The organism is Bradyrhizobium sp. LB13.1 (genome assembly GCF_054056815.1).
The window spans coordinates 1,324,918-1,346,223 of the sequence record NZ_JBSRYQ010000001.1 but is presented as its reverse complement, the minus strand read 5'-3'; the positions used below and the strand labels follow the sequence as shown (position 1 = coordinate 1,346,223).

Below are 21,306 nucleotides of genomic sequence, written 5' to 3'. Positions count from 1 at the left end.
CCGTGTGATGTCTTTTTTTGCTGGATTTTGCTTGAAGTCTTGCGGCTTGTCTTTTCTTGCGCATGATCCTCCCGGAAAACCGCTCCACACTTTTCCGGATCATGCGCTATCTGCGTCGGACCGCTTGCGCGTGCTCCATGTACATATGCTCGACGGAACGGTCGAGCGAAGCGATCTTCTCGAAACCGCGCCGCCAATCCTGCAAGTGCCGGCGCGTCCAGAGCACGCCCGCCTCGCGGTCGCGGCGCTGGATCGCCTCGATGAGATGGCGATGCGCGGCGACGAGGCGCGGGCCGCCTTCGGCCACACCAGCGACGATCATCTCGGTGGTCGGATAGAACAATTGCGCGGCCGGCTCACGCGCGAGCTGGAGCACGCGGTTCTGCGAGGCCTTGGCAACCAGCACGTGGAATTCGGCATCGCATTCGGCAAGCATCGCGGGATCGCTGACCACGGCCTCGCTGCGCACGAGGTTATCGGCGAGCTCTGCGAGGTTCTCCTCCGTCGCCCGCTCCACCGCGCCTTCGATGCTCGCCACTTCGAGCGTCATCGAGGCCTCGTAGAGCTCGCGGAAAGTGACCTCGTGCAGCACAAGCGCGCGACTGAGACGGCTCGCGAGCTTGGTGTAGCGTGGCAGACAGGCATGCAGCCGTCGCGAGGAATCGCGGCTGATCAGCCCGCCCTCCTCCAGCACGCGAATGCCTTCGCGAATGGTCGAACGGTTGACGCCGAACTGGCGCACCAGATCGTGCTCGGTGCCGATGGGACATCGCCCGGCTTGATGCGGCCATTGACGATCTCGCGCTCGATGGCGTCGGCGACCTTCTGATAGGCGGGCGCGACATCGATCGGACGGAAGAGCGGCGCGAGAGGCAAATCTGGCTCCAATGGCGTTTGTCGGACAAACTATAGGAACGGTGGTGGGCGCGTCAAACTGCGTCATTCGTGCCGATGATGCAACAAATTGACTCCTGAGGAACCCGCCTCTAACTTTGTCGGACAAAGGGACAGCATAGTCCCGCTCAAGAGGAAACGTATCCATGAGACCTATCGCAGCATTCGTGTCTGCGGCCGGCTTGCTGTCGGCTGCCCTGATCACCCCCACCTCCGCCCAGCAGGCGCCGCTCAAGATCGGCGTGCTCTCCGACTTCTCCTCGGTCTATTCCGACATCGGAGGCCAGGGGAATGTCGAGGCCACCAAAATGGCGATCGAGGATTTTGGCGGGCAGATGTTCGGCAAGCCGATCGACATGGTCTCTGCCGATGTGCTGAACAAGCCCGACGTCGCCTCGACCATCGCGCGAAAATGGTGGGAGACCGAAGGCGTCGACATGATCATCGACCTGCCGACATCGGCCACTGCGCTCGCGGTGATGGAGCTGTCGAAGCAATACGAGAAGATCATGATCGTGACGGACGCCGCGAGCTCCGACATTACCGGAAAGTCCTGCTCGCCCTACACTGCGCACTGGACCTACGACACTTATTCCAACGCGCACACGGTCGGCAGCGCCATCGTCAAGAACGGCGGCGACAGGTGGTTCTTCCTCACCGCCGACTATGTATTTGGCCATTCGATCGAACGCGACACCGGCGACGTCGTGAGGGCCGCCGGCGGCAAGGTGCTCGGCAGCGTCAAGCATCCGCTCAACACCGCGGACTTCTCATCCTTCCTGCTCCAGGCCCAGGCATCCAAGGCCAAGATCATCGGGCTGGCGAACGGCGGCGGCGACACCATCAACGCGATCAAGCAGGCCGGTGAGTTCGGTATCGTCGCCGGCGGCCAGAACCTGGCTGCGATCGTGATGTTCATCTCCGACGTGCACAGCTTAGGGCTGAAGCTCGCACAGGGACTGATCATCACCGAGGCCTATTACTGGGACCTCAACGACAAGTCCCGCGCCTTCGGCAAGCGTTTCATGGAGCGCATGAAGCGCATGCCGACGATGAACCAGGCAGCGACCTACAGCGCCACCCTGCATTACCTGAAGGCCGTGCAGGCCGCCGGCACCAAGGACACCAAGACGGTGATGGCCAAGATGCGCGAGCTGCCGGTGAAGGATGCCTTCACTGACAACGGCGTCTTACGCGAGGACGGCCGCATGGTGCACAGCATGTACCTGTTCCAGGTGAAGAAGCCCGAGGAATCGAAAGGGCCTTGGGACTATTACAAGCTGCTCGCCGAGGTGCCTGCCGACCAGGCCTTCCGTCCGCTCAAGGACGGCGGTTGCCCGCTGGTGAAGTAATGCTTTCGCAACCACCGACCTGCATCGCCTCGCGCGGTGCAGGTCCTTTAGCGCCGTCGCAAGTCGGATGGGCTGTGCCCGAATTTCCTACGAAAGACCGTGCTGAAGTACGACGAGCTGCTGAATCCCAACTGATAGGCAACTTCGGTGATCGACAGGGAGCGCAACTCGGGACGGGTCAGGACGTCGTAACAGCGCTGCAGCCGGCGATCCAAAATCCATTCGGACACCGAGACATCGGTGAGCCGGAAGAGATAATGCAGATGCCTGAGCGAGACGCCGTTGTTCTTTGCGACCTTCTCGAGCGACAGGTCCGCGTCCGTGAGGTGCGTCTCGATCCAGGCTTTGACCGAGCGCAGACGGGCCTGCTGCGCGCCGACATCCTCCGAGAATTCGTCCCGGTCGCCCATGTCGAGCGCGAGCGCCAGCACGTCCATCAGCTCACCGCCGAGCCGGGTCCTTACGGTCTCATCCAGCGGACCTCCTTGGGCCGCGAGCGTGGCGCAGAACTCGGCGGCAATCCGTCCGAGGCCCCGGCTCGTCGCCATCGTCGTGACGACAGGCAGGCGTCCGTCGCTGAAGCGCGCCGAGAATTCCTGGCGCGGAATCTCGAGGTAGAGCGATCGCACCTTGCCGATGCACTCCAGATCATAGGCCTCCGAGGCCGAGAAGATCGCGCCCATACCGGGATTCGAGAGCAGGGTCTGGCCGGCCTGGAGGACGTTGACCCGGCCCTGCTGGACGAACTCGACGTAGTAGCAATCCTTGTCGAGCTTCGCGATATGCCGCTCGCGTCGGGATATGCGCTGTTCGGACAGCAGTACGTCTGTCATCGTAACTGCGCCGAACCGCGCCTCGCGAATGAAGCCGTGGTAGTCGGATCGCTCCTCGGCATTTACGTCGACATGGACGTAGACATCGCAAATAGCGCCTTGCCACGCAGCGTAGCGCTTGGACGGCTCCAGATCGTCTGTCGAAAATACCAGGTTCATCGTCGGCCCATCCATTGCGAGGCCAGGATGAACGTCGTTTGTGCATCGCACAAGTCGGCCAGGCAAAGAGATTCTAGATGGCCGCCGTCTGCACGCAAGACCGGTTTGCGCGGAGAAGCAAAAGCTTTGCACTCCGGAGCAAGCCGCCTCCGGGCATGTGGCCTATGAAGAACAAAAAACGGACAACGAAATAGGCGGGAAACGTTCGCTTGCATCAGGTCAGATCAACCGCTGCACAATCTGCCGTGCCGCTTGAATGGCGGTGCCCGTGAGCAGCGCGTTGCCGATCACGACGCGGTTCACGCAACCGATCAAGGCCATCGCCGATATCGAAGCGCTGGAGCGGCGGTCTTACGATTCTCTCGTTCCTGCCCGCAATCTTCATCATCTCTTCGAAGCAACGGCGCGCCTGCATCCTGATCGGCCTGCGCTAACGGTTTTGACCAAAGGCTCGCGCGAACCGGGCGACGTCACGCTGACGCATCGGCAGTTGCTCGCGGAAATCGCCCGCGCGGCAAACCTGTTCCGGTCGCACGGGATCAACCGGAATGGCGGAACGATCGCGTTTCTCTGTCCGATCCTTCCGCAGCTATTCCCGGCGCTGCTTGGCGCCCAAATCGCGGGCGTCGCCAGCTCGATCAATTTTCTCCTGAACGAAGATGCGATTGCCGACCTGCTCGAGGCACAGAACGCAACCGTGCTGGTCGTTGCTTCCGAAGCGGCCGATCGCGCGATCTGGACCAATGCAACTAACGTCGCGAAGCGCGTCCCGTCACTCAGAACGATTTTCGTGCTTGGCAAGGATAGCCGCTCGATTGGCCACTTTCTGAGCTTCGATGAGGCGATTGCAGGTGCGCCGGACATTCTCGAATTCCAGCCGTCGACAGATCGCCAAGCCGTATGCGCACTCTTCCACACCGGCGGAACGACCGGAAGGCCGAAGCTCGTGCGCCTGACGCATGGAAACCAGATCCATGCCGCCTGGAGCTTTGCGCAGGTTCACGGATTGGACGAGCTAGATGCCGCCGTGAATGGCTTTCCGCTGTTTCACGTCGGCGGCACGATAACACTCGGTCTGTCCATTCTCGCATCGGGCGGCCATGTCATCATTCCCTCGCCCTACGCTCTCAGAAGTCCGGATGCGATCCGCGATTATTGGCACACCGTGGAGCGCTTCCGCGCAACCATCGTCAGCGGCGTGCCGACGTCGATTGCCGCGCTTGCCGAGGTGCCGATCGGATCCTCCGATATCAGCTCGGTTCGAATGGCCCTCACCGGCGGGGCCGTGGCTCCGAAGGCCATCAGCGAGAGGTTTCAGGCGCGAACCGGGATTACCTTGTTCGAGACCTATGGCATGACGGAAACCGCAGCAGCGATCGCGTTCAATCCCGGCCGCGGGACACCCATACAGGGCAGCGTAGGATTCAGGGCGCCGTTTGCGAGGACCAGAATCGTTTCTCTGGCCGATGCCGACCTGAAGCAAGACTGCCCGCCGCTCACCAGCGGTCTCGTCCTCGTCAGCGGACCGCAGGTGTTTCCCGGATACATCGACCCCCAGCACAACAAAGGCGTGCTGACCGGCGACCAATGGATCGTCACCGGCGATGTCGGATATCTCACCCCGGATCAGCGCCTGGTGCTGACCGGCCGCGAGAAAGACCTGATCGTGCGCAGCGGTCACAACATCGACCCTGCCGCAATCGAGGATGTCGCGAACGCCTTCCCCGGCGTGCAGATAAGCTCGGCCGTCGGCATGCCGGACGCCTATGCCGGCGAGGTTCCGATTCTCTTCGTGGTGCCGTCTCCGGGGCAGACGATCGATCTGCCGCAGCTGCGCGAGCATCTCGAACGCAACGTCAATGAACCTCCTGCGCGGCCGAAGCGGGTCGTGCTGCTCGAAGCGCTGCCAGTCACCGCCGTCGGGAAGATCTTCAAGCCCATGCTTCGTGACCTCGCCGTACGGGAGAAGGTCAGGACCGAGCTCGACCGCATCTTCAGCCCGGACACCGCGGCAAACATTCTCGTCGAGAGGGACGCCAGGCTGAACACACTCGTCCACATCTCGGTGGACTCCAATGATCAGGAACGGGCTAAGGTACTTGCCGAAAGCCTGGCGACGCTTCCACAAACCTATCGCATAGAGACCCGATCGTCCTGACGGACCCACAGAGGCCGAAGTCGAAGAAAGGCAAAACGGGGATGAAACGCTTTCGGTTCAATCAGCAAGAGATCGTCTTCGCCGTCTTCGCGCTGCTGTTCCTCGTTTTTTCGATCTTCCTGCGCGGCTTTCTGACCGCCGACAACATGCTGACGCTGCTCCAGAACGTGGCGGTGCTCGGCATACTCGGCCTTGCCATGGCGATCGTCGTGATCGGACGCGGCATCGACATCTCGCTGATCGCAGCCCTCGCGGTGCCGCCGGGGCTGGTGCTGCAGATGGTGCAGAACGGTCATTCGCTGCCGGCCTCGCTGCTGGCCGCAGTGCTGCTCACGATTGCCTTCGGCCTCATCAACGGCTGGCTGATTGCCCTATGCGGAGGTCCCCTCGCTATTTGCGACACTCGCAACCGGCCTGCTGCTCGCCGGGCTCGGGCAGACCGCATTGTTTCAGCTCGACGTCGTGCAGTGGAGCCCCGGCATGGACGGCTTCGAGCGGCTCGGACAAGGCACCATCCTCGGCATTCCAACATCAATCGTGATGTTCGCGCTCGCCTGTATCGCAGTCTCTTTCCTGCTGCGCCAGACGCGCTGGGGAGCCTATATCTATGCAATCGGCGATAACCCTTACGCCGCGCGTGTCACCGGCATTCCCTCCCGGCCGATCATCGTGCTGCAATATGTCGTCGCCGCCCTGATCGGCTGCTTTGCCGGTCTGGTAATGGCCGCATCCGTTAATTCAATGCCGACCCGCATCTTCAACTCGACGCTCATCTACGACGTCATCCTGGTCGTCGTGCTTGGCGGCATCGGGCTATCCGGCGGCCGCGGCGGCGTGCTGAACGTCGTGATCGGCACGCTCGTGATCGGCACGATGCTCAACGGCATGACCATCATGGACATTTCCTACGCCGGACAGAATCTCATCAAGGGCGTGGTCCTGCTGCTCGCCGTCATCACGGACTCTTTCTTGAATCCGCGCAACGAAGAAACGGCACAGCAAGGCGACATCTGAACGACCCAACGAGAACGACAACGAGAACGACAACTATAACCGAGGAGGAAGCAATGAAACATTTCGGCAGCCCGACAAAGGCGACCGTGGCCGCACTGAGTCTCGCGGCAATGACCGTACCGGCCCTGGCCCAACAGGGCCTGGACGAGCCGTTCCAGAAGCCGTTCAAGGAAGCCCTGGCCGGCAAGACCGTAGCCTATGTTCCGGTTGCCATGAACTTCGACCTCACCGAAGGCTGGTATGCCGGCCTGAAGAAGGAGCTCGAACCGTTCGGCGTCAAGTTCGTGATCCGCGATGCCAACTGGAATACCAATGCCGGTGCGCAGGCCGTCACGTCGCTGATCTCGGAGAAGCCGGCGGTGATCGTGGTCCAAAATCCGGACGTGCAGACCTACGCCAAGCTGCTGCAGCGCGCCGAGAACGAAGGCATCTACGTCATCCAGATCAACATGGGCTCGGCCTACCGGAGCTCGGCCTTCGTCGGCGCCAACTGGGTCGAGATCGGCGAACGCCAGACCGAAGCCGTGGTCAAGGCCTGCGAGGGCAAGTCGAACAAGGTTGCGATCATCCAGGGGGCGCTGTCGGCGGCAGCGAGCGCCTATACGCTGAAAGGCGTCGAGAACGTGCTCGCCAAGCATCCCGAGGTCAAGGTGGTGTCCAGCCAAGCCGCCGATTGGGACGCGGCCAAGGCCAAGGCGATCACGCAAACGGTGCTGAAGCAGAATCCCGATCTCTGCGGCATCGTCGGCTTCTGGGACGGCATGGATATCGGCACCGCGGCGGCCGTCAAGGAAGCAGGCCTCACCGGAAAGGTGTTCGTCGCCACCTCGGGCGGCGGCGAGCGCAAGGGCGCGTGCGAGCTGGTGAAATCAGGCGCGTTCGACCTCGACATGAGCTACGACGTACCAACCCAGGCCGCGCAGATGGCCGGCACGATCAAATGGCTGCTGTCCTCGGGCGTCAAGCCCGGCTCGATCAAGGGCTCAGAATACACGACGTTGATTCCGATCACCAAGGAGAACGCCGATAGCCAGATGGCCTGCTGGAATCTCAGCGACCTCAAGAAATAATCCCACGACACCAGACCCAAGCGTCCCGGGCCGCTTCGCGCCCGGGACGTCGCTCGAAATTTGCAAGGTCCTGGAATGCCGATGCGCGATACCCTGACGAGCCTACGTTACCGCTACTGGCCTGATCATCTGCTCGGTGAAATTCTGTCCAAGCGATGGACCGAGACAGCCATCCCGGTGATCCTTCTCCTGATCATTGGCCTCGCGCTCAGCCGATCCATCGACAATTTCCTGTCGCCGGCGAGCCTCGCCGACACCGCGCGCCAGGCCGGAGAGATCGGCTTCATCGCGCTCGGGCTGGCGCTGGTGGTCATCGTCGGCGGAATCGATCTTTCCGTCGGTTCAATCTTCGCGCTAACAGATTTCTGCGCCCTCTATCTGCTCGACGTATTGGGCTGGCCGGTGCCGGCGGTGGTCGCCGCGACGCTGCTCTGCGGCGCGCTGCTTGGTGCCGTCAATGGTGTGCTGATCGGATATCTGCGGCTACGGGCCTTCATCACCACGCTGATCACGCTGATCATCTACCGCTCGGCCTACGATCTCCTGATCCAGCGCTATTCCAACGCGATCGCGTCGTCCCTTCCCGACATTCCGTCCTGGGATTTCATCGGCGGCGGCAGTGTCTTCGGCTTTCCGACCGTGGCGCTCGTCTATATCGTGATCGCCATCTTCGGTCATATCTTCATGACGCGGTTGCGTCCGGGCTGGCACATCACCGCGATCGGCGGCTCGCGCCGTTCGGCTTACAATTCCGGCATTCCCGTCCGCCGCACCATTGCGCTCTGCTACGTCGCGAGCGGTGTGCTGACCAGCATCGGCGCGCTGTTCTTCGCGTCCCGGCTCGGCACCGTCGGCGGCGACATCGGCGTCGGACTTGAGGTGATCGTGGTGACCGCAACGGTGCTGGGCGGCATCACGCTCGGCGGCGGCAAGGGCTCGGTGGCTAAATCAGCCGTCGGGGTGCTGATCGTACTCCTGATCACCAACGGCCTGACGACCATGAACGCGCGCGGCGGCGTCAACCGGATGGCGCTCGCCGGTATCCTGCTTGTCGCTGCCATGGTCGATATCCGCTGGCAGAAGAACCGCACACGCATCATCAGCAAAGTCTATGTCGCGCCCACTTATCACGCGCTGCCACCGCCCCCACCGACCGAAATCGGGCAAGGCGGCCCGTTCGAGCAGAACGACAAGCTGCGTAACGTCGAGCTGATCGGCCTCGGACGGATCGAGGCACCCGAAGACGTCATCCTCGATCGCCACGACAATCTCTATGCGGGTTCGCGCCCACGGTGACATCATCCGCTTTCTCGCACCGGACTATCAGAAGATGGAGGTGTTCGCCCATATCGGCGGCCAGCCGCTCGGCATGGCCTTCGACCGCGAGGACAACCTCTACATCTGCATCGGTGGCATGGGACTCTATCGCGTCAGGCCCGACGGAACGGTGGAAAAGGTGACCGACGAGACCAACCGCAGCATGCGCTCGGTCAACGACGACAGCCGCCTGCGGCTCGCCGACGATCTCGACATCACCGACGACGGCCTCATCTTCTTCTCGGAGGCGACTGTGCGCTACGAGATGGACGAATGGCCGATCGACGGCCTCGAGGCGCGCGGCAACGGACGCATCATTTCCTACGACACCAAGACCGGCACGACACGCACGGAGCTGCGCGGCCTCAAATTCCCGAACGGCATCTGCGTCGCCAGCGACGGCCAGTCGATCCTGTTTGCCGAAACGTTCGGCTGCTCGATCAAGCGCTATTGGTTCGCGGGACCGAAGAAGGATGCCATCGAGGTGGTGATGGACAATTTGCCGGGCTACCCTGACAACATCAACCTGGCCTCGGATGGCAATTACTGGCTGGCGCTGGTCGGCATGCGCAGCCCCTCGCTCGACCTCGCCTGGAAAATGCCTGGCTTCCGGCGACGCATGGCCAAACGCGTGCCCGTGGATGAGTGGCTGTTCCCCAACATCAACACAGGCTGCGTGGTCAAGTTCAACGAGCAGGGCAAGATCGTCGAATCGCTCTGGGATCTGCGCGGCGAAAACCATCCGATGATCACCTCGATGCGCGAGCATCGCGGCTATCTCTATCTGGGCGGCATCCTCAACAACCGGATCGGCCGCTACAAGCTCGACAACGCCGATCCGAACTTCGTCCAATACGACAAGAGGTGGGGAAAGCAATCGTGATCGCGGCTGTCAGGGAGTTCGCCAACCGCTTTCTCGGGCGGGGCGACGCCACCATCACCGTGCCGTCCTTTGACGGCGCATTGAAGCCCAACCAGAAGCTGGAATCGGCGGAGATCTTGCTGACCTGCGAAGCGCCCGAGGACATCGCCACCGATGGAAGCAAGCTTTTCATTGCGGATGGTCCGCGCTTGATGCGCCTGGATGGCGTCTCGGCATCAGAGGTCCGTAGCTTCGATCGGCCTATCTCGGCCCTGTGTACTCTTCCCGGCGGCGGCCTCGCAGTCGCGCTCGGAGGGCGCGAGGTGCATCTCTACGCAAACGCTGCGGCCGAGCAGCCAGGCACGACGTTTGCCGATAGCGCGTTCAACGCCATCAACGCGCTCGCGCTCGCGGACGACAGTACGCTCATTGCGACTGACGGCTCCACAACATGCGGCGTCGACGACTGGGCGCGCGACCTGATGGAGCTCAACCGGAGCGGCCGCGTGTTCAGGCTGGATCCCGGCAGCAAAGCCGTGACGCCGCTGGCGCAAGGGCTCGGCCATGCCTTCGGCGCTTGCGCGCATGGCCATGGCGTGCTGGTCAGCGAGAGCTGGCGTCACCGCCTCGTCCTGATGGCGCCGGGCGCTGCACCGCAGACAATGCTTGCTCACCTTCCCGTCTATCCATCGCGGCTGGCGAAGGCCTCGGGCGGCGGCTACTGGCTGACGGCCTTCACCGCGCGCACCCAGCTCATCGAGTTCGTGCTGCGCGAGCCGGCCTACCGGCGACGGATGATGGCCGAAATCGATCCAGAGTACTGGGTCGCGCCGCGCCTGCGCTCCGGCCTATCGTTCAAGGAGCCGATGCAGGGCGCGCATATCAAGACCATGGGCGTGATCAAGCCGTGGGCGCCGCCGCGCTCCTATGGGCTAGTCATCCGGCTCGACGCCGACGGCCAGCCGCTTTACTCGCTGCACAGCCGGGTCGACGGCGTCAATCACGGCGTCGTTGCGGCGATCGAGATGGGCGACGATCTCGTCCTGATCGCCAAGGGGCCGGGCCGTGTCCTGAGATTGCCCCTCGCCGGCCTTGCCGAGGAGTTTGGTTCATGAGCGACATCATGCTCTCGCTGCGCAAGGCCACAAAACTCTACGCCGGCGTGCCCGCCATCGACGGGGTCGACTTCGACCTCCGCCGCGGCGAGATTCACGCACTGGTCGGCGAGAACGGCGCCGGCAAGTCGACCCTGACCAAGGTGATGGCGGGCGTGGTGACGCTGACCTCAGGCGCCATGACGGTTGACGGCGTCGACGTCGCACCAAGGACGCCGCTGGAGGCGCGCAATCTAGGCATCGCCATGGTGTTCCAGGAGAACAGCCTGGTGCCGACTATGACGGTCGCGCAGAACTTGTTTCTTGGGCAGGAGAAGTTTTACAACCGCCTGCGCGGCATCTACATCGCCGCACAACAGTTCTTGCAATCGCTCAATTTCGACGTCACGCCGACTGCGACCGTGAGCGGCCTTGGAGCTGCCAAGAAGCAAATGGTGGAGATCGCGCGCGCGGTTCTGCACCGCGCCAAGGTCATCATCTTCGACGAGCCGACCGCATCGCTGACGCCGGAAGAGAAGAAATACTTCTTCGACCTCGTCCGTGATCTCAAGAAGCGCGGCGTCTCGATCGTCTTCATCTCGCACGCCCTCGAAGAGGCCCTGCTGCTCGCCGACCGCATCACGGTACTGCGCGACGGCAAGCATGTCGTGACCGACGACGCCGCAAAATTCGACCGTGCCGCAATCGTGCAGGCCATGGTCGGACGCGACCTTTCCAACACGCTCTACGGCGCAAGGAAAAGTAACGTGCGGCCGGCCGGTGCGCGCGTGCTCACGGTGCAGAACTTGAAGATGGCGCCGATGGTGAAGAACAATTCACTGTCGGTGTTCGCGGGACAGATCACCGGCGTGTTCGGCCTGGTCGGCGCGGGGCGCACCGAAACCTTCAAGATCGTCTCCGGCGTGCTCAAGCGCGACTTCTTCCACGGCGGAGAAATCCTGCTGCACGACAAGCCGGTGCGCTACCGGGTACCGGCGCCGGCGGTCAAGGCCGGCATCGCCTATGTCACGGAGGATCGCAAGGTCGAGGGTTTCTTCGAGACGTCCTCGATCGCGCGCAACATTTATCTCGGCCTGCTGTCGAAATTCCCCAAGGGCCGCATGATGCTGTCGCGGCGGGAAACCGAGACGGTCGGCAAGCGCTGGATCAAGAAACTTGGGGTGCGCGCCATCGGCGACCACGGCAAGGTGGTCGAGCTCTCCGGCGGCAATCAGCAGAAGGTCGTGATCGCAAAATCGCTGGTGCAGGAGCCGGACCTGATCATCTTCGACGAGCCGACGCGCGGCGTCGACGTCGGCGCCATCGTCGAGATCCACGAGCTGATCAACCAGCTTGCCGACGAGGGCAAGGCGGTCGTGGTCATCTCGTCCTATCTGCCCGAGATCATGGCCCTTTCCGACCGGATCCTGGTCTCACGCCAGGGCAAGGTTGTGGAGGAATTCTCCGCGCAGGACGCGACTGAGGAGAGGATCATGTACGCGGCTATCCACTGAGAGAGCTGTCTACAGCTTGTGCCCCTTCTGGCGCAGCGCCTCGATCAGGCGCTGCTTTAACTCGTCGGCAGCCTTCTGGCTGACGGCCTGGCCGATCTGCGCGCTTGCCTGCGCCAGCGCATCGGACTTCTCCAGAAACTTCTTCCCGGCCGGCTGGGCATAGAAGGCCTCGATCTGGCGCAGCTCGTCGATGCTGAAGCCTTGGGCATAGAGGGCGGCGACCTGGTCGACCATCGAGGTCAGCGCCGGGGTGTAGATCTCGGAGCCGGGTGCCGTCATCGCGTCATAGTCGCGCTCGATCTCCGGCCTGTCCTGCGCGACCACGGGCCGGAGCTTGAGCAGAAGCTGCGGCAACAGCGCGCGATATTGATCCGCGATCTTCAAGGTGACCACGAGCTTGCGCGCCGCGCTCATCGCCTCCGGCGAGGGTGCTTGGGCCGCGGCGTCACTGATCAGGAGCAGGAGGGCGCCGGCGATCGTCAACAAACGTCTGGACATGAACCTCTCCACGAGATGCAGGCTGGCGATGCTCAACGACCGGCAGTTGCCGCCGGCGCGGTCTGCAATGTGGCGTCGGCCTCCTCGACCTCCGTCACCTTCACGAACAGGTTCGGCACTCGTCTGGCCCGGTCGAGCAGCCAGGCGGCTGCGATCATGATGATGATGCCGACGGCGGAGACCGCGAGCTGCTCCCAGACGCCCTTGGTGTATTGCGTCAGGATCCAGTGCGCCGAGAACGACAGGAATACGCCCAGGCAGAAGATCGGCAGCGAATGCCGGCCACACAGGATGACGGGCCTCAGCCAGGGCCCGTGCAGCGCCCGCCATTTGCGCGAGACGAAATGCGTCACCCACATCGCCAGCGCCAGGAAATGCGTGAAGCGCAGCATGTCGAGATCGGTCTTGTCGATCGGGTAGATCGCCTTGATCATCCATTTCGGGACCAGGGCTTCGAGCGCAGGGACATGCCAGGTCATCACGATCAGCAGCGCGAAGGCGAGCCAGGCCACGGCCAGCCCCATCGCCGCTTTCGACCACACCCATGTCGCGACCTTGTCGATCTGGCCGATGCCGCACCAGGCCGCAAACACGAACATCAGCTGCCAGCAGAACGGGTTGAAGTACCAGGTCGTGCCGGGCGGATAGGAGGCGACGTTCCAGTCGAACCAGCGCGACAGCGCATAAAGCACCACCGACGTCGCGAGTGTCAGGTTCGGCCGGCGCACCAGGCACCAGACGATGAAGGGCGCGACGAACACCAGCGTGATGTAGAGCGGCAGCACGTCGAGATTGACCGGCTTGTATTTCAAGAGGATCGCCTGGCCGATCAGCTCGTCCGGATGCGACAGGAAATTGAACACGTTGAACTCGTGCTCGTACATCGGATTGTCGAAGCGGCGCGCGGTGCGGGCGATCTGCGCCGTGAACAGCAGGAACAGCATGATGTGAGCGACATACATCTCGGCCGCGCGCCGCCACAGCCGCTTCAGCGCCGCGAGAAACCAGCCGCCTGCGACGATCGGGCCGTAGATCCAGCCGACCAGATAGCCGGAGATGAAGACGAAGAACTCCGCGGCGTCGCTGAAGCCGTAATTGCGCAAGGTCAGCCAGGCCACGACGTCGTGCGGGATGTGGTCGAGGAAGATCATCCACAATCCGATGCCGCGGAAGAGATCGAGCCGCAAATCGCGCTCGACCGGCGCAAGCAGCGCTGACTGGTCCCGTGAGATCGTGGCCCGCCTCGTTCGGTGGGCGTCGCGCCGTCGCGGGGCGCCGAAAAATCGGATGCTAAAAAACTTGAATCGAAATGTCGCCTGCCCCTGCGGCTAGGACCGACGGTAGCCGACCTTGCTGTGCGCGCAAGAGGCTTTCATCAAAGCGGTCCGCACAAGCGGACCGTCTCTGCGTTGCACAATGGGAGACCCTTCAAAAAAAGGGCGAAAACAACCCCATGCACAGTAGCTAAACCCTTGCGTCGCCTGCCGGATTTATTTGACGCGTCGGGCAGATTTCGGCTGCGGCGGCCGATCCAACGGGGAGCAGAGTTCAGGTCAGCTCGTCGTCCCGCGCCACCATCTCGTTCAGCATCGCCTCGGCCTTGTGCTGGAGCGGCAGCGCGCCGCTCTCAGTGGCGATCGCGATGGTCGCGCGCAGGGCCGCAAGGATGGCCGCCCTGGCCTCTGCAGTCGACGGCGAGGTCACCACGGCCTCGCCGAACAGGGCCTCGGCTTCCAGGCCGGAAAACCCCTGCTGCCGCGCCGTGTTGCGCGCCTCGCGCAGCATGTTCTGCGCGGCCTGGATGTCGCCGAGGCGGTGGGTGGCGAGCGCAAGGTAGATCGAGCTACGCAGCACCGCCGAGGTATAGCCGACCGCCTTCGCCTCCTCGCGCGCTTCGGTCAGCATGCCGCGCGCCCGGTCGAACAGCCCCTGCTCCAGATAGGCCATGCCGAGGTGACAGCCGAGCACCGGCACGAACAGCCGGATGCCGTGCTTTTGCGCAAGCACAAAACCGTCTTCGAGAATGGCCGCGGCCGCCGCCGGCTCGTTACGGCCGAGCTTCAGCCAGCCGCCGCTATAGGCAGCGGCGACACGGTCGTAGGGCCGGCCCGTCTCCTCCGCGATCGCCGCGGCCTCGCGCTGGAGCTGCTCGGCGGCATCGAGCTCGCCCATGACGGTGTGGGTGAAGCTCTTCATCATGCAGCAGAGAAGGAGTGTGTATTTGGGGGGAGTTCCGAAAGGCGCACTCGCTTCCGGCCCCATGAGATGGGCACGGGCTCGCGCGATAGTCCGCTCCGCCTCGCGATAGCGCCCGGCAAGAAAATAGGCCTGCCCGAGATTGTATTGCGCAAGGTTGCGCCAACCCGGGTTGCCGGACTCTTCGGCAAGACCAACGACCTCCTCGCCAAGAGTAACGGCCTCCGTAGGCGTCCCATAGAAGTTCTGCCCACCCGCCATGACCGTCTTGGCGGCAACCCTTCTGCCGACATCATCGATCTCGCTGGCCCGTTGGTCAGCTTCCTTTCCCAGATCGACCCACTCGGCAACCCGACCGGACCAGATGAACGCCATGCGCGCCTCCATCCGGAGATCAATGGCATTCGTCTCCCTCGAACTCGTTATTGGCGTCTTATCGAGTGAACTCATCGCGGTCCGGAAGTAGTCGACCGCGTCTGCATATGCCGAGCGCAAAAGACACTTCTGTGCGGCGCTTCTTCCGTAGTCGAACGCCTTGGGCCAGTCCTTGGCACGCATTGCGTGGTAACAGAGAGCGTCAGGATCATCTCTCAATATTTCGTCGCTCTCGAATGCCGCAAGAACGCGCGCATGTACGCTCTCGCGGACCTTTTCGACCATCGACTCGTAGGTCACCTGGCGAACCATCTCGTGTCGAAACTCAAGCGAGTCCGCGATGTCGCTATCGATCTTGACCAGCAGCTCGGCCCGATCGAGCGCTGCAAGGCAGTCCCGCAGGGCGTCTTCGGGCAAGTCCGAGACTCTCCGCACGACGGCTTCGCTCGATCGCGGCCCCAATGCGGCCGCGACCTGCAAAACCAGGCGCTCCTGCCTCGACACCCGATCGAGTCGCGCCGCAATCACACCTTGGATACTTGTGGGGATACCCAGCTCTTCTATAGGACGCACCAGGGCCAGATCACCCCACTGGCCGCGAAGTGTACCGTTATCCTTCAGACCACGGCAGACCTCCTCGATGAACAGCGGAACATTGGCCGTGTGAGAGATGATCCGGTTCTTCAAGCCTGCATTTGTCACGGACGTGCCGAGCATGTCGGCCAACATGGCCATTCCGGATTCATCATCCAATGGCCGCATCGCGATCACTTCTGCATGACAACGCGCGATCCATTCCGGCATTCCGTTCGGCCTGCTCGTGAGGAAAACGAACAGATTCGGCACCTGCAGCGACGCTATGGCGGCAATAACCGTGTCGCTGGCTCGATCAACCCAGTGCAGATCCTCGATGAGAAGAACGGTGCCGTTATGGCGGGCTACGCCTTCCAGGATTGCGCAGCTTGCCTCCGAAATCGCCCGTCCCCGCGCGTAGGGCTCCAATTCGCTCCAACGCGGATCGGAAATGGGCAAATCCAGCACCGCGTCGATTGCAAACTGATGGACCGCCGACAATTCCTTTCGAGGGTCTGCCAGGCGGTCTGAGTCCTTGGAGACTGCCTCCAGGAGAGAAAGCACCAGTCGCTTCAGGGTGCTAAATGGCGCGCCCTGAAGATTTGGGCTGCACTCGACGTCGAGCAACCGCCAGCCGTCAGCCCTGAGGCCCTGCGCAAATTCGTGCGCAAGCCGCGACTTTCCAATTCCCGCATCACCCATCAGCAGAACAGTCTGCCCGCTAGTGACAACCTTCTCCGCAGCGCGCCATAGCAGCGCCCGCTCCGTCGTCCGATCGACAAACCGGGAGACGCTACGAGCGCGTCGCACCCGCCAGCTCGAAAGATCGCTCGCTCCAATGATCCGATAGACCGGCAGAGCTTCGTTGAAACCGCGCAGGGTCTTGCGGCCAAGAAAATCAAAGCGGACATGCCCGTCCGCAAGCTTCTGGCAGGCTTCGGACACGTAGATCTGGTTCGCCTCGGCTGCCGTCTCCAGCCGCGCGGCCAGATGCTGGGCAGCGCCGCCGATCTCGTAGACCTTGGAAAATTCGCTGGAGACCATGTAGGCAACGACATGGCCGGAGTGCAGACCGACCCGGACCTGCAGCCCGGGATCCCCCAAACTGCCGACGCGCCGGACCAGCTCGATCGCCGCATGGCAGGCAAGGGGCGCATGGTTGTCGTCGGCGATCGGAGCGCCAAAGACTGCAGCCAGCCCGTCTCCCAGCTCCTTGCTGACGATGCCGCCAAACTGGCGTACCGCGGCCCTCATGGCCGCCAATGCCGGCTCGAGGCGCGAGACAGCCTCCTCCGGCTCCAATTCGGCAACAAGACCTGTGGAGTCTATGACATCGGCGCGAAGAATCGTCACAAACCGGCGTTCGCTGTCGGGGTCGACCCGCTGACGCACCGCGGCCCCGCATCTGGAGCACCAGCTATCGTCCGGACCGATCGCAGACTGACACGTGAAGCAATTCATTCCTGCGCCTCAAAGGTCGCGGCCATTCTGTCGACCAGAATCCGCGAGCAACTCTCGATAAGAATACCTGTCGAAAACCGCTTAGCAATCGCTCCTCGCTCCTCACCGTTAGCGGGGCACGGTGCGGTTGGCGATCTGGACGAAACTCAGTCCTGAGTGGTAGCGTAAGCAAATCCCAACAAAGATGGGGCACATATTTCGACGGCGCGAGGATTGGCCAAGCTGACCGGCGTCGCTGGAGTTGTACGTATTTTCGCAAAGCCAAGAACATAAAGCCAAGAACATATTGAAGGAAAAGGCGATGGGCTCAAGAACATATACCGGGGCTTCATTCAAAGATTTGATGAACGAGAATTATTTCCCGCTGGAAAACATGCAACGGAGCGTGGACATCCTCAAGGCGTCCCCGGACATCCACCTGCCGACGCTGGAATACGGCCAATACCACCTGATCTTGACGCCGCCAGACAGATGGCCAGAGGGAAGCGCTGCGTACTGGCACAAGGAAAAGGGCCGGGCTCGCGTCGACCTCAGCACCCAGCCTAACACGATCCCCTTGTCCAGCGACGAGCCGGGCGTGATCCCCTTGACGCGATGCGATCTGCTCGATGCCTGCGTCCGGAAATGCTTCAACTCCGAGCCGCCGATCCCGATGAAGACGAAGATCGTCACGCACAAGGCGAGCGACGCCTACGCGCATCGGCATGAGATCCGGCTGGAGTGGGAGTATCGCGATGGCGAGGACAAGGCGCCGACGCTGCTTTATCTGACGATGGTTTGTCCGCACAGACCCTGATCTTCGGACACATTCGACGCGATCAGCAGAATGGCTGTCATCACCTCCCGCGCGCCCCACAGGCACGCGGGAGGTGATGAACCCAGGATCTCCCCGTTCGCCGTCGAGCCTGATCGGGGCGGACGGGAAGGCAATGACGCAGTTCTGAGCTGCCTTGAGCTCCAGGCAAAAAAATGGCCCGCGCGAGACGGGCCATTTCCTCATGTAAACCGACAAATTCAGCGAAGGCCGCCGGTGACGTGAAGTGTCTCGCCCGTGATGTAAGAGGCTTCGTCCGAAGCGAAGAAGGCCACCGCGGCGGCGATCTCCTCGACCTTGCCGATGCGGCCAAGCGGGGTGGTGGATTCAATCCAGTTGCGCATGTCGCCCTCGTGCAGGCCGGCCGACACGACGCCTTCGGTGGCGATCATGCCCGGATTGACGGCGTTGACGCGGATCTTGCGCGGCGCCAGCTCCTTCGACAGCACGGAGGAAATCGCGTCCACCGATGCTTTCGTCGCGGTGTAGACGGCGGTGTTCGCCGGCGCGATGGTCGATACGCCGGAGCTGATGTTGATGATGCTTCCGCCATTGGGGTTGAAGTGCTTCGACGCTTCACCCGAGACCAGCAGCAGGCCAAGCACATTGAGGTCGAAATGCTTATGGAAATGCTCGGGGGTGATGCCCTCGAGCGGTGCGAACTCGTAAACGCCCGCGTTGTTGACAAGGATATCGATCGCACCGAACGCCTTCACGGTTTCCGCGACCACGCTTTTCACGTCCTTGGTATCGGCTAAGTTGCCGTGGATGGCGACCGCTTTGCCGCCCTTGGCGACGATGGCGGCGACGACGCGGTCGGCGGCCTGCTTGCTGGAGCTGTAATTGACGGCGACCGCCGCACCCTCGGCCGCGAGCCGGGCGGAGATTTCGGCACCGATGCCTTTGGATGCGCCGGTCACGAGCGCAACTTTTCCTTCGAGTCTCTTGGTCATCACATATCTCCATGATCCGGCACGACGCCGATATTCAATAGTTCAATACTAGTGAACTATTGAATGAGTTCAAGGGAGGTGCTATATTTTAGGCATGGTGCAGTTCGTTCACCCATCGCGGGGCGAGATCACACTGGCCGGGGTGCTAGGCGCGCTCGCGGATCCTATGCGGCTGCGCATCGTCAAAAGCCTGGCCGCGCAGAGCGATTGCATGTCGTGCACCGAGGCGGCGCCTTGCCCTGACATGGCGAAGTCGACCCTGTCGAACCATTTCCGGATCCTGCGGGAGGCCGGCCTGATCCGGACGTCCAAGCAAGGCGTCCAGCACCGCAACGTTTTGCGCGAGGAGGACATCAACGCGCGATTTCCGAAACTGTTGAAAATGATCCTGAGCTATCCGGACTGAGGGCATTCGCCCACTGTTGCGCAAGGTGTGGCCGACGTTTCCACGGAGCGTGGCCAACACAAAAATGGCCCGCATCAAGCGGGCCATTTTCTTATCGGGACCGGTAAAGTCCGAACTTGGTCGCGGGACCCGCAGCACCCGATTCTTGCGATTGGTCGAGAGATCTATTCCAAGATTGGCGGCCTGAGCCGCCGGCAACAATCGTCAGTTCGAATCCCTTCACGCCATCGCCGCCGATTGCGCTCTCCCGCACGACGTATTGCGCGGGCTATGCTATCGAAGAACAACTCTGAAACCACGTCCTGAGCGCTATCTGGCCGTTTGAGCAGAAGCGCTCGATGCTCGGCCTCATCGCTCGTACCGGTGGTATAGAGCTGCGAATTTGCGGAACGACTGTAGCGGTGATCCGACAAGCATTATTCATCCTCAAACAGTGCTGCCTGCTCTCGTCCTTTTGGGACTATCTGATACCTGACAGGTTTCGTTAGCTTGGAGATCTTTCCATCCCCTGCCGCTCGCTTCAGCCAAGCGCTCACCTGCGTCTTCTCCAGTTCAAGGCGTGCGGTTATATCATCGACCGTCATGGGCGCGACTAATGTAAGTTCAAGCAATCGGGCAAGGAAAAGGGTATAGAAGTCGATATCGACCAGTGCGCTGCTCTCGGCAGCGGATGCACTAGGAATGATTGTCGCGTCTATCGATGGCTCCGATGACGGCTTTTTGCCCTCTGGTGGGGGACTGACTTCAGTCTTCTTCTCACTTTCGGACTCGGCGTGTCGCTCATCATCACGAGGAAGCAGCGGAAGTTCGTTGCTCAAGGTATGCGGTGCTGCGGAGTAAGTTCCCCCAAGCAAATCCGATAACGAAGTTATATCTTCTGGAAGCAAAAGCGCTCCTCGCTGTGCAAGCTCTCGATTGCCGGAGTTCCTGTCGTTGCTCGGCTTAACCCAAAGCGGAACCCACCCAGCCCGGATGTCTTCGATCGCCCCGTTCCACGTTCCCCCCTTATCGCGCGTACTGCTGATAACGACGGCAGCATCGGACAGGCAGTAGATGTACCGGTTTCGCGACATCGCGTTACCTACATTGAAACCTGCTTCGGGATTAAAGGGGCTGATCAGCGCTAGATCGCCAGACATGATGTGCTTGCGGTACTTGGATGATGTTACGGATCGAAGCAGGCTGTCGGCAAGAACACCTACGGCTGTACCTTGTCTTTCCAACGCTCCGAGCATGGCGCTCTGATCGACACCACGAGCACCGCCGGAGACAAGAGAATATCCCTGCGACGCTGCCTCAGCTCCAAGTTTTTCTGTGTAAGCGAGGTCTTCCTCGTCGGCGTCACGCGAACCTACGACGGCGATTCCACCGGTGTTAAGAAGAGCCTTGTTTCCGCAACCGAACAGCACAGCGGGCGACTCTGAACGTAGCCGCCGCTTTAGCCGTTCTGGGTATTCCTGGTCGGATCGCGTTAGGATCCATAGGCCAGCGCGTTGCCACTTTTCGAGCGCAAGTCCAAGGGCTGCGCCCCTGCCCAGAAGTGCCCGAATACGCGCGACTGAAACTGTGCGATCTGCCCAGCCCGCGAGTAGGGAGTCCAGATCACCCCTCAAAAGGACGGCAGGTTCTAGCCCATGATCTTTCAGCCAAATGGCAAATTTGGCCCATTCGTTGTTGGAGAAAGGCTTCCCGTCCTGCGAGTCCGACTTCCCGAACGATACGGTCAGAAGCATCACCGCTTGAGCTTGAGGTGTAAGATGCAT

Annotated in this window: 13 protein-coding genes and 3 pseudogenes; 9 read left to right on the top strand and 7 right to left on the bottom strand. The window is 61.9% G+C overall.

What is annotated here, in order from left to right; genetic code table 11:
- Nucleotides 1–106: 106 nt before the first annotated feature.
- Nucleotides 107–876: pseudogene (locus ACVWYI_RS06255) on the bottom strand (FadR/GntR family transcriptional regulator).
- Nucleotides 877–1,040: 164 nt separating this feature from the next.
- On the opposite strand from ACVWYI_RS06255, the gene ACVWYI_RS06250 reads away from it, so the two are divergent.
- Complete coding sequence (locus ACVWYI_RS06250) at nt 1,041–2,246, top strand: ABC transporter substrate-binding protein (protein WP_456661514.1); 1,206 nt, start codon at nt 1,041–1,043, stop codon at nt 2,244–2,246.
- A gap of 47 nt (nt 2,247–2,293) precedes the next feature.
- Here ACVWYI_RS06250 and ACVWYI_RS06245 read toward each other — a convergent pair whose 3' ends face one another.
- Nucleotides 2,294–3,238, bottom strand: coding sequence for a helix-turn-helix domain-containing protein (locus ACVWYI_RS06245; RefSeq protein WP_456661513.1), 945 nt, complete (start codon nt 3,236–3,238; stop codon nt 2,294–2,296).
- 268 nt (nt 3,239–3,506) lie between these two features.
- Between ACVWYI_RS06245 and ACVWYI_RS06240 the strand changes: the two genes are divergently transcribed.
- The 6 genes and pseudogenes from ACVWYI_RS06240 (at nt 3,507) to ACVWYI_RS06215 (ending at nt 12,267) form a co-directional block, all read left to right on the top strand.
- Nucleotides 3,507–5,396, top strand: a complete 1,890-nt coding sequence (locus ACVWYI_RS06240) for an AMP-binding protein (RefSeq protein WP_456661512.1) — start codon at nt 3,507–3,509, stop codon at nt 5,394–5,396.
- Nucleotides 5,397–5,437: 41 nt separating this feature from the next.
- Nucleotides 5,438–6,410 (top strand): annotated as a pseudogene (locus ACVWYI_RS06235) (ABC transporter permease).
- 53 nt (nt 6,411–6,463) lie between these two features.
- Nucleotides 6,464–7,480 (top strand): sugar ABC transporter substrate-binding protein, encoded by a 1,017-nt coding sequence (locus tag ACVWYI_RS06230; protein WP_456661511.1) that lies wholly within the window; start codon nt 6,464–6,466, stop codon nt 7,478–7,480.
- A 75-nt stretch (nt 7,481–7,555) separates the two neighbouring features.
- A pseudogene (locus ACVWYI_RS06225) lies at nt 7,556–9,680 on the top strand (ABC transporter permease).
- Nucleotides 9,677–10,774, top strand: a complete 1,098-nt coding sequence (locus ACVWYI_RS06220; protein ID WP_456664484.1) for a hypothetical protein — start codon at nt 9,677–9,679, stop codon at nt 10,772–10,774. The pseudogene ACVWYI_RS06225 and the gene ACVWYI_RS06220 overlap by 4 nt, the downstream one beginning before the upstream one ends.
- Nucleotides 10,771–12,267, top strand: coding sequence for a sugar ABC transporter ATP-binding protein (locus ACVWYI_RS06215; protein WP_456661510.1), 1,497 nt, complete (start codon nt 10,771–10,773; stop codon nt 12,265–12,267). Before ACVWYI_RS06220 ends, ACVWYI_RS06215 begins: the two co-directional genes overlap by 4 nt.
- A gap of 9 nt (nt 12,268–12,276) precedes the next feature.
- Here the strand turns inward: ACVWYI_RS06215 and ACVWYI_RS06210 are convergent, their stop codons facing one another.
- The 3 genes from ACVWYI_RS06210 to ACVWYI_RS06200 all read right to left on the bottom strand — a co-directional run bounded on the left by ACVWYI_RS06210 (nt 12,277) and on the right by ACVWYI_RS06200 (nt 17,370).
- Entirely contained in the window at nt 12,277–12,765 is a 489-nt protein-coding gene (locus tag ACVWYI_RS06210; protein WP_247344075.1) for a DUF2059 domain-containing protein, read from the bottom strand.
- A gap of 32 nt (nt 12,766–12,797) precedes the next feature.
- Nucleotides 12,798–13,952: an OpgC domain-containing protein gene (locus ACVWYI_RS06205; protein WP_456661509.1), complete on the bottom strand. Its 1,155-nt coding sequence runs from the start codon at nt 13,950–13,952 to the stop codon at nt 12,798–12,800.
- A gap of 361 nt (nt 13,953–14,313) precedes the next feature.
- Complete coding sequence (locus tag ACVWYI_RS06200; protein ID WP_456661508.1) at nt 14,314–17,370, bottom strand: ATP-binding protein; 3,057 nt, start codon at nt 17,368–17,370, stop codon at nt 14,314–14,316.
- A gap of 301 nt (nt 17,371–17,671) precedes the next feature.
- Here ACVWYI_RS06200 and ACVWYI_RS06195 point away from each other — a divergent pair, with 301 nt between their 5' ends.
- Nucleotides 17,672–18,166, top strand: a complete 495-nt coding sequence (locus ACVWYI_RS06195) for a hypothetical protein (protein WP_247344361.1) — start codon at nt 17,672–17,674, stop codon at nt 18,164–18,166.
- 218 nt (nt 18,167–18,384) lie between these two features.
- Here ACVWYI_RS06195 and ACVWYI_RS06190 read toward each other — a convergent pair whose 3' ends face one another.
- Nucleotides 18,385–19,137, bottom strand: a complete 753-nt coding sequence (locus ACVWYI_RS06190) for an SDR family NAD(P)-dependent oxidoreductase (protein ID WP_456661507.1) — start codon at nt 19,135–19,137, stop codon at nt 18,385–18,387.
- A gap of 94 nt (nt 19,138–19,231) precedes the next feature.
- On the opposite strand from ACVWYI_RS06190, the gene ACVWYI_RS06185 reads away from it, so the two are divergent.
- Nucleotides 19,232–19,543, top strand: coding sequence for an ArsR/SmtB family transcription factor (locus ACVWYI_RS06185; RefSeq protein WP_456661506.1), 312 nt, complete (start codon nt 19,232–19,234; stop codon nt 19,541–19,543).
- 416 nt (nt 19,544–19,959) lie between these two features.
- Here ACVWYI_RS06185 and ACVWYI_RS06180 read toward each other — a convergent pair whose 3' ends face one another.
- Entirely contained in the window at nt 19,960–21,306 is a 1,347-nt protein-coding gene (locus tag ACVWYI_RS06180) for a DNA-processing protein DprA (RefSeq protein WP_456661505.1), read from the bottom strand.